The sequence below is a fragment of the Morganella sp. HSTU-ASny43 genome (genome assembly GCF_022819185.1).
Taxonomy (GTDB): Bacteria; Pseudomonadota; Gammaproteobacteria; order Enterobacterales; family Enterobacteriaceae; genus Morganella; species Morganella morganii.
The window spans coordinates 91,267-100,280 of record NZ_WSPG01000013.1; the positions used below are offsets into that span (position 1 = coordinate 91,267).

The 9,014-nt window shown below is 54.4% G+C and carries 8 protein-coding genes; 6 read left to right on the forward strand and 2 right to left on the reverse strand.

The annotated features are described in order from the left end of the window. Positions 1-56 precede the first annotated feature (56 nt). From menD to menE, 5 genes are read left to right on the forward strand one after another with little or no spacing between them, the layout of a single operon-like run. A complete protein-coding gene (gene menD, locus GN208_RS09150) occupies positions 57-1,724 on the forward strand; it encodes a 2-succinyl-5-enolpyruvyl-6-hydroxy-3-cyclohexene-1-carboxylic-acid synthase (RefSeq protein WP_015422777.1) in 1,668 nt (555 codons plus the stop codon). Further along, positions 1,724-2,497, forward strand: coding sequence for a 2-succinyl-6-hydroxy-2,4-cyclohexadiene-1-carboxylate synthase (gene menH, locus GN208_RS09155; protein WP_004235179.1), 774 nt, complete (start codon positions 1,724-1,726; stop codon positions 2,495-2,497). The genes menD and menH overlap by 1 nt, the downstream gene beginning before the upstream one ends. Positions 2,498-2,510: 13 nt before the next feature. Beyond that, a complete protein-coding gene (gene menB / locus GN208_RS09160) occupies positions 2,511-3,368 on the forward strand; it encodes a 1,4-dihydroxy-2-naphthoyl-CoA synthase (RefSeq protein WP_004235182.1) in 858 nt (285 codons plus the stop codon). Next, complete coding sequence (gene menC / locus GN208_RS09165; RefSeq protein ID WP_004235184.1) at positions 3,368-4,339, forward strand: o-succinylbenzoate synthase; 972 nt, start codon at positions 3,368-3,370, stop codon at positions 4,337-4,339. Before menB ends, menC begins: the two co-directional genes overlap by 1 nt. Next, entirely contained in the window at positions 4,339-5,730 is a 1,392-nt protein-coding gene (gene menE, locus GN208_RS09170; RefSeq protein ID WP_004235186.1) for an o-succinylbenzoate--CoA ligase, read from the forward strand. Before menC ends, menE begins: the two co-directional genes overlap by 1 nt. A gap of 61 nt (positions 5,731-5,791) precedes the next feature. Here menE and GN208_RS09175 read toward each other — a convergent pair whose 3' ends face one another. Beyond that, the gene (locus GN208_RS09175; protein ID WP_243828343.1) at positions 5,792-7,234 is read right to left on the reverse strand and encodes a catalase; all 1,443 of its coding nucleotides are present in this window, start codon (positions 7,232-7,234) and stop codon (positions 5,792-5,794) included. 296 nt (positions 7,235-7,530) lie between these two features. Here GN208_RS09175 and GN208_RS09180 point away from each other — a divergent pair, with 296 nt between their 5' ends. Then, complete coding sequence (locus GN208_RS09180; protein ID WP_004235190.1) at positions 7,531-8,070, forward strand: YfaZ family outer membrane protein; 540 nt, start codon at positions 7,531-7,533, stop codon at positions 8,068-8,070. 64 nt (positions 8,071-8,134) lie between these two features. Here the strand turns inward: GN208_RS09180 and satP are convergent, their stop codons facing one another. Continuing rightward, entirely contained in the window at positions 8,135-8,704 is a 570-nt protein-coding gene (gene satP / locus GN208_RS09185) for an acetate uptake transporter (protein WP_004235192.1), read from the reverse strand. Positions 8,705-9,014: the final 310 nt, after the last annotated feature.

Here is a 9,014-nt window from a genome sequence, read left to right on the forward strand (position 1 = left end):
TATTTCCTGAGTCAATCCGTAGACTACGGAGAACTACAGGTCAGGAAAGGTGAGCTATGTCAAACAGTGCATTGAACCGCCGCTGGGCGGAAGTGATTTTGGAGGCGCTGAGGCGTCACGGGCTGCGTCATATCTGTATCGCCCCGGGATCCCGGTCAACACCGCTGACACTGGCTGCTGCCGCCGATGACAAATTTATCTGTCACACCCATTTTGATGAGCGCGGACTCGCGCATCTGGCGCTGGGGCTGGCGAAAAGCACCCGGCTGCCGGTGGCGGTGATTGTCACCTCCGGTACGGCGGTGGCAAATCTTTATCCGGCACTGATTGAGGCCGGACTGACCGGCGAACGCCTCGTTTTTCTGACCGCCGACCGCCCGCTGGAACTGATTGACTGCGGTGCAAACCAGGCTATCCGCCAGCCCGGTATTTTTTCTTCTCATCCGTTTGCCGCACTGGCATTGCCGCGTCCGGTTTTTGATATCCCGGCGTCCTGGCTGGTCTCTTCCCTCGATGACATCATGAACCGCCTGCAGCACGGCGCAGCGCATATTAACTGTCCGTTTGCCGAACCGCTGTATGACGATGACGGACAGACCGGCAAAGAATGGCAGGCACAACTCGGCAACTGGTGGCAGAGTGATAAACCCTGGTTGCAGCAGACCCGTTGTACATCGGTGATCAGCGTGGATGACTGGTTCTTCTGGCGGCAGAAAAAAGGTGTGATTATTGCCGGACGTATGCAGGCCGCCGAAGGTAAACAGTTGCGTCAGTGGGCTGAATGTCTCGGCTGGCCGCTGATCAGTGATGTGCTTTCCCAGACCGGGCAACTGCTGCCGCATGCGGATCTCTGGCTGGCATCCCCGCGTTACCGCGAAGTACTGGCTCAGGCGGATGTGGTGATCCAGTTCGGCTCAAGCCTGACCGGTAAACGGCTTTTACAGTGGCAGGCTGCCTGCATGCCGCCGGAATACTGGATTGTGGATACCATCCCGGGACGGCTGGATCCGGCAAATCACCGGGGCCGCAAATTTGAATGCAGTGTCAGCGAATGGCTGGATGACCATCCGGCACAAACCCGCACATCGTGGGCTCCGCAACTGGCGGAATGGACGCGGGCACTGAACACGCATGTTACAGAAACCCTGGGCGATGGCTGGGGCGAAGCGCAGATTGCCTGCCGCCTGCCGGAACTGCTGCCGCCGCAGGGCATTTTATTTGCCGGTAACAGCCTGATTGTCCGGCTGATTGATGCGTTTGCTCAACTGCCGTGCGGTTATCCTGTGTACAGCAACCGGGGCGCGAGCGGTATCGACGGCCTGATTTCCACGGCGGCCGGTGTTCAGCGCGGCAGTGCCAAACCGGCACTTGCTGTCGTCGGGGATATCTCCGCGCTGTATGATCTCAACAGCCTGGCACTGCTGCGTTATACCTCCGGGCCGTTTGTTCTGCTGATCGTCAACAACAATGGCGGACAAATCTTTTCCATGCTGCCGACACCGGAACAGGAGCGTCAGCGCTTTTACTGTATGCCGCAGTCGGTCAGTTTTGCCGGTGCGGCGCAGATGTTCGGCCTCAGCTACAGTGCCCCGCAGGACTGGCCGTCACTGAAAGCCGCCGTCAGCAAAGCCTGGTCACAGCACTCTGCTACCGTGATTGAGGTGGTGACAAACGGCGACGAGGGCGCAAAATACCTTCAGCAGCTGGTCCGTGAGGCAGCATAATGACGGTTCTGGCCGCACAGCGCTGTTATGCGGACAGGCCCGGTCCGTGGCTGGTCTGGCTGCACGGTCTGTGGGGAAATAAAGAAGAGTGGCTGACGGCAGCAGCAGAAGCCGGAAATTATCCCTCATTACTGATTGATTTGCCGGGTCACGGCGGCTCACAATCCGTCCGCGCAAAAAATTTTCCGCATGTCAGTCAGCTGATTGCTGATACCCTGGCCGCACATCAGGCAGACGATTACTGGCTGATTGGCTACTCTCTCGGCGGGCGGCTGGCGATGTATCACGCTGCATACGGTGAGCGGGCAGGGTTGCGCGGGCTGATTATTGAAGCCGGCAACCCCGGGCTTGCCACACTCGATGAGCGCAATGCCCGGCTGCTGCATGATAACCGCTGGGCACAACAGTTACGTGAACGTCCGCTGGCATCGGTGCTGTATGACTGGTATCGTCAGGGCGTTTTTGCTGATCTCAATGAGGTTCAGCGACAGCAGCGGGTAGAGCAGCATCTGCATCATAATGCTTTTGCGATCGCGGATATGCTGTCGGACACCTCGCTCGGGCATCAGCCGCAGCTGGCGGAGAAACTGCATGCCCTGAATCTGCCGCTGCTCTATCTCTGCGGTGAGCGGGACAGTAAATTCCGCGCCATTGCAGAGGCACACCATTTTCCGTTACGGACTATCCAATATGCTGGGCATAACACCCATCAGGCAAATCCCGCTGCGTTTGCGGAGACAGTCCGGACATTTTTATCATTACATTCTGTTTAAGGAACTCACCGCTATGATGTATCCGAGCGAAGAAAAGCTCTCTGCCCCGGTTGAATGGGTCGACTGCACCGGCGATTATCAGGATATTCTGTTTCATAAATCAAAAGACGGTATCGCCAAAATCACCATTAACCGTCCGCAGGTGCGCAACGCGTTCCGTCCGTTAACAGTGAAAGAGATGATCAGTGCGCTGGCGAATGCCCGTTATGATGACGGCATCGGTACCATTATTTTTACCGGACAGGGCGAAAAAGCCTTCTGTGCGGGCGGTGACCAGAAAATCCGCGGTGACTACGGCGGCTACCGTGATGACAGCGGCACACATCATCTGAATGTGCTCGATTTACAGCGTGATATCCGTACCTGTCCGAAGCCGGTGGTGGCGATGGTGGCGGGGTATGCTATCGGCGGCGGCCATGTGCTGCACATGATTTGTGACCTGACCATTGCGGCGGATAATGCGGTATTCGGCCAGACCGGGCCGAAAGTCGGTTCATTTGACGGCGGCTGGGGTGCTTCTTATATGGCGCGGATTGTCGGCCAGAAGAAAGCCCGTGAAATCTGGTTCCTGTGCCGTCAGTACAATGCACAGGAAGCACTGGATATGGGACTGGTCAACACCGTGGTGCCTTACGCGGATCTGGAAAAAGAAACCGTGCGCTGGTGCCGTGAGATGCTGGAAAACAGTCCGATGGCGCTGCGCTGCCTGAAAGCGGCACTCAATGCGGATTGTGACGGCCAGTCCGGTCTGCAGGAGCTGGCGGGTAATGCCACCATGCTGTTCTACATGACCGAAGAAGGTCAGGAAGGGCGTAATGCATTCAACGAAAAACGCTCACCGGATTTCTCTAAATTCAAACGTAACCCGTAATGCGCCACGCTACACTGTACAGTTTCAGCCTGCCGATGGAGGCAGGCGTTATTCTGCGTAATCAGCGCCTGAAAACCCGTGACGGACTGCTGGTCTGTCTGCGGGAAGATGACCGCGAAGGATGGGGGGAAATCTCCCCGCTGCCGGAATTCAGCCGAGAAACCCTCACTGAAGCACAACAGGCGGCGGAAGCGTGGATTGCGGCCTGGTGTCAGCGCAGCAATCCGGCGGAAAGCCCGCTGCCGTCAGTCGCATTCGGGCTGAGCTGCGCACTTGCTGAGCTGGATGATACGCTGCCGCAGACTCTCAATACCCGCAAAGCACCGCTCTGTACCGGTGACCCGGATGATCTGATCCTTGCGCTCGATGCCATGGAAGGTGAGAAAATCGCTAAAGTGAAAGTCGGGCTGTATGAGGCGGTTCGTGACGGTATGGTGGTCAATTTACTGCTGGAGGCGGTGCCGGATCTGCGTCTGCGCCTGGATGCCAACCGCAGCTGGACCCGTACCAAAGCGGATGGTTTCGCGAAATATGTGGCACCGGAGCACCGCACCCGGATTGATTTTCTCGAAGAGCCGTGCAAAACGCCGGAAGAATCCCTGTGTTATGCGCAGGATACCGGTATTGCTATCGCCTGGGATGAATCTGTCCGTGAACCGGGCTTTACGGTAACAGCACAGCCCGGCGTGGCAGCGATTGTGATCAAACCCACGCTGACGGGCAGTATCGCCCGCTGCCGTGAACTGATCACAGCGGCGCACCGCGAAGGGTTGCAGGCGGTGATCAGCTCCTCGGTGGAGAGCAGTTTCGGCCTGACACAACTGGCCCGTCTTGCCGGATGGCTGACGCCGGATACCCTGCCGGGGCTGGATACGCTCTCCCTGATGCAGTCACAGCTGGTGCGTCCGTGGCCGGGCAGTACACTGACACTGATAACCGCAGATCAATTAACTCAGACAGGACAATGGTAATGACGGCAGCACAATGGCCGTGGGTTGCGCATGCTCAGCAGACACCGGATAAAACTGCGCTGCGCTGTGCGGACTCATCGCTGACATGGACAGAACTGGCAGCTCTCGCGGATGCCCGCGCCGCCGGGTTTTATCAGCAGGGATTGCGGGAAAGTAACTGCGTGGTGCTGCGCGGCAAAAACAGCACAGAGCTGGTAATCGATTTTCTGGCGCTGCTGCGCTGCGGGGCAGTGATTCTGATACTCAATCCCGCATTACCGCGCGGGTTACAGACAGAACTGGTCGCGTCTCTCGATGCGGATTATGTGTGTGACCGGAGCGACGGTACAATCGCGCTGCCGCTGAAAACACTGGATCCGTCTGTGACCGGCATGGCTCCGCCGGACGTGATCCCGCATCCGAAACGGCTGGCAACGCTGATACTGACCTCCGGATCCACCGGGTTACCGAAAGCTATTGCCCACCGTCCGGTCGCACATCTGGCTGCGGCGCAGGGCGTGGTTTCACTGCTGGACTATCAGGCAGATGACAGCTGGCTGTTATCACTGCCGCTGTGTCATGTTTCCGGACAGGGGATTCTCTGGCGCTGGCTGCTGCAGGGCGGGGAAATGGTTCTCAGGGCGGAGGGGGAAACGCTGGCGGAATCGCTGCGCGGATGTACTCATGCTTCTCTGGTACCAACACAGCTCTGGCGTCTGCTGCAGTCACCGGACACGCTGCCGCCGCTGCGTGATGTCCTGCTCGGTGGTGCGGCTATCCCTGTTGCGCTGACGGAAGCAGCGGAAGCCCGCGGGATCCGCTGCTGGTGCGGCTACGGTATGACCGAATTTGCCTCAACTGTCTGTGCCAAACGGGCGGACGGCAAACCGGGTGTCGGACATCCGCTGCACGGCAAAGATATCCGCCTGGATGAACAACAGCAAATCCTGGTTAAAGGTGACAGTTTTGCCGCCGGTGTCTGGCTGAATGGTGCACTGCATACACTGCCGTCCCATGACGGCTGGTATCCGACCCGCGACAAAGGCCATATGCAGGACGGTGAGCTGGTGATCGACGGCCGGCTGGATAATCTTTTCTGCTGCGGTGGTGAGAATGTGCAGCCGGAAGTGACAGAAAAGCAGCTTATGTACTATCCGCTGATCACGGAGTGTCTGGTGGTACCGGTCAGCAGCGACGAGTTTGGTGCTGTACCGGTGTATCTGATCCGTGATTATGATGACTGGACAGACGAACAGCGTCAGCATTTCAGTGACTGGTGCCTGGCGGAACTGCCTGCATTTATGCGCCCGGCGGCCTGCTATGCATTACCGGAAGCGGATGCGGCCGGTGGTATCAAACGCACCCGCGCACCGCTGATTCAGATGGCACAGGAGCGTTTTCACGCCAACTGAATGCATATAAAAAAACCGCTGCGGTCACGGACTGCAGCGGTTTTGTCAGGTTATCACACGATTATTTTTTCAGTTTTGCGATCGCGGCTTCCACACCGGCACCGTACTCCGGATGCACCTGTTTAAACAGTGCTATCTGGCGGGCTTGTGTTTCTTCGGCTGCCTGCACCAGTTCACCGGCGATACGGGCAAACATACGCTGATGCTCGGCGTCGCTGAGTAATTCATACAGCGCACGAGGCTGGCTGAAGTAATCGGTATCTTCGCGGTGGTTCCAGTGGTCGGCGGCACCGTCCACAGACAGTGGCGGCTCGCTGAAATCCGGCTGCTCCTGAAAGAGACCGGCACTGTTCGGCTCATACGTTTCCGCATTACCGCTGTTACCGTCAATACGCATTGCGCCGTCACGGTGATAGTTGTGGAACGGGCAGCGTGGTTTATTGACCGGGATCTGATGGTGATTGCCCCCTAAACGGTAGCGGTGAGCATCGCCGTAGGAGAACAGACGGCCCTGCAACATTTTATCCGGTGAGAAACCAATGCCGGGAACCACGTTGGCCGGGCTGAATGCCGCCTGTTCCACATCGGAGAAATAGTTTTCAGGGTTACGGTTCAGCTCGAAATAACCGACATCCATCAGCGGATAATCCGCATGCGGCCATACTTTGGTCAGGTCAAACGGGTTATACGGTACTTTTGCCGCATCAGTTTCCGGCATCACCTGAATTTGCAGGTTCCAGCGCGGATAATCGCCTTTCTCGATCGCATTGAACAGATCACGCTGTGAGCTTTCACGATCTTTCCCGATTAACTGTTCTGCTTCATCATCCATCAGGTTGGCAATACCCTGCTGGCAGCGGAAATGGAATTTCACCCAGAAACGCTCGTTATTACCGTTGATAAAGCTGTAAGTATGACTGCCGAAGCCGTGCATATGGCGGAAGCTCTGCGGCAGACCACGGTCACTGACATCGATGGTCAGCTGGTGGAGGGATTCAGGCAGATGAGAGAAGAAATCCCACTTATAAGCCATATTGCGCAGGTTGGTGCGCGGGTCACGTTTCACCACGTGGTTCAGATCCGGGAATTTCAGCGGGTCACGCAGGTAGAACACCGGCGTGTTGTTACCGACCATATCCCAGTTACCTTCCTCGGTATAAAATTTCAGGGCAAAGCCGCGGATGTCGCGCTCTGCATCTGCCGCGCCGCGCTCACCGGCCACGGTGGAGAAGCGGGCAAACATATCGGTTTTTTTACCGACCTGAGAGAAAATTTTTGCGCGGGTAAAACGGGTAATATCATGGGTTACTGTAAATGTACCGAACGCACCGGAGCCTTTGGCGTGCATACGGCGCTCAGGGATCACTTCGCGGTCAAAATGCGCCAGTTTTTCCAGAAACCACACATCCTGTAACAGCATCGGGCCGCGTTTTCCGGCAGTCATGACATTGTTGTTATCAACGACGGGTGCGCCCGCAGCCGTTGTTAATCCTTTCTTTTTCATCACATATCTCCAGTCGGTAAAGGAAAAAAGACACTGATTGCAGAAATTGGCGCGATGTGCAAAATCAGCATGGTAAGTCATAAATTGCACTGAGCATTGTTGTTTTTATCTGTATTTATAACTTGGTATAAAATATAGCACTGTCATAAAAAGAATGTGTCGATTTGATGGATTGGTGTGACCTATTGATGGCGGATATAGATAACTTTACATAAAAATCAGAATATTAACTTTCAAACGGTGACAGTTTCGGGGAAAATGCCCGAAACCCTGTCTGAATTTATGTGGTGGCAAAAATGAAAAAATATAAAGCAGCTGTGGCTGCAACACTGATGCTTGCGGCAGGTGCTGCAAACGCAATCTCTATGGATGTTGAAGCCGGTAAGAAATTTACTGATATCAATGTGGGCTTAGGTGACCCGTACTCCGGTCTGTCATTTGACGGTAACTGGGCGCGCAGTGATCACCAGGGGCAGTTAGGCGGCGCGCGTGCCAAATTTGCTTTCCCGCTGGGCCCGGTTTCCGCGAGTGTCGGCGGTAAAGCGGTTTACATCGACCCTGAAGTGGGTAAGAAAGGTATGGCCGTGGCTCCGGGTGTCGGTGTGGCATGGAGCATTCTGCCGTCAGTACGTGTTTACGGTGAGTTTTACGGTGCGCCGTCAGGCCTGACTTCCGGTAACGACTCTTATAAAGAAGCGGATGTCGGTGCAAACTGGACAGTATTTGCCCCGCTGAATGTCAAAGCCGGTTACCGTAAGATTGAAGTTGAATCCAACAGCGGTCATGAAAACCGTATTGCGGATGGCGCTTATCTGGGCGCGGGTCTGAGTTTCTGATCCCCGTTTTGCAGACAAAAAAACCCGTTCACTGAACGGGTTTTTTTATACAGAAATCGTGTCATCAGGCGTGACGTTCACCGATTGGTAAAATTGTCCGGCCATACTGTTCATTCAGAACTTCAGCCATTGCCAGATAAAATGCAGTCGCACCACATAAAATACCTTCATAACCGGCAAATTTCAGTAATGCGGCATTACCGGTAGCATTACCGATAACGAGCAGGGCAAATAAAATCACCAGTAAAAAGAAAACCGCGCGCAGTGTCAGGTTTGCTTTCAGTGTGGCAATAAACATAAAGAACGAGAAAATACCCCACAGTGCCAGATAGACAGCCAGGAATTCATGACTGGTTGCTTCACCGAATCCCATTGACGGCATCAGCAGTATGCCGACCAGACTTATCCAGAAAAAGCCATACGACGTAAAGGCAGTCGCACCGAACGTATTTCCTTTCTTAAATTCAAAAATACCCGCGATGACCTGCGCAATACCACCGTAGAAAATCCCCATGCTCAGAATAACAGAAGCCATCGGGAAGAATCCGGCGTTGTGGACATTCAGCAGGATAGTCGTCATACCAAATCCCAGTAAGCCCAGCGGGCCTGGATTCGCAATACGGTCAGAGCTCATAGAACCTCAATCAGATAAATAAAGGAGAGACACACTATTCAAAGGCGCGGATGATAAGGGGAAATGTACAGAAATACAACTATAAAAAACTGATTTTTGCAGGGTAAATGTTAAATATTAATATATTGTAAAACAAGATGTCTTGTTTACGGCAGATTTGTTTAAAAATATGGCAGATCGGGTGTGTTTACCCGCTGTTCAGAATAACCTGTTTTTTTGACCGGTAATAAGTGTATTCAAATTATGATTAGGCGTAATTACGATGAAATATTTTATTATCTTATTTAAATAAGGAAATAAAAAATAATAG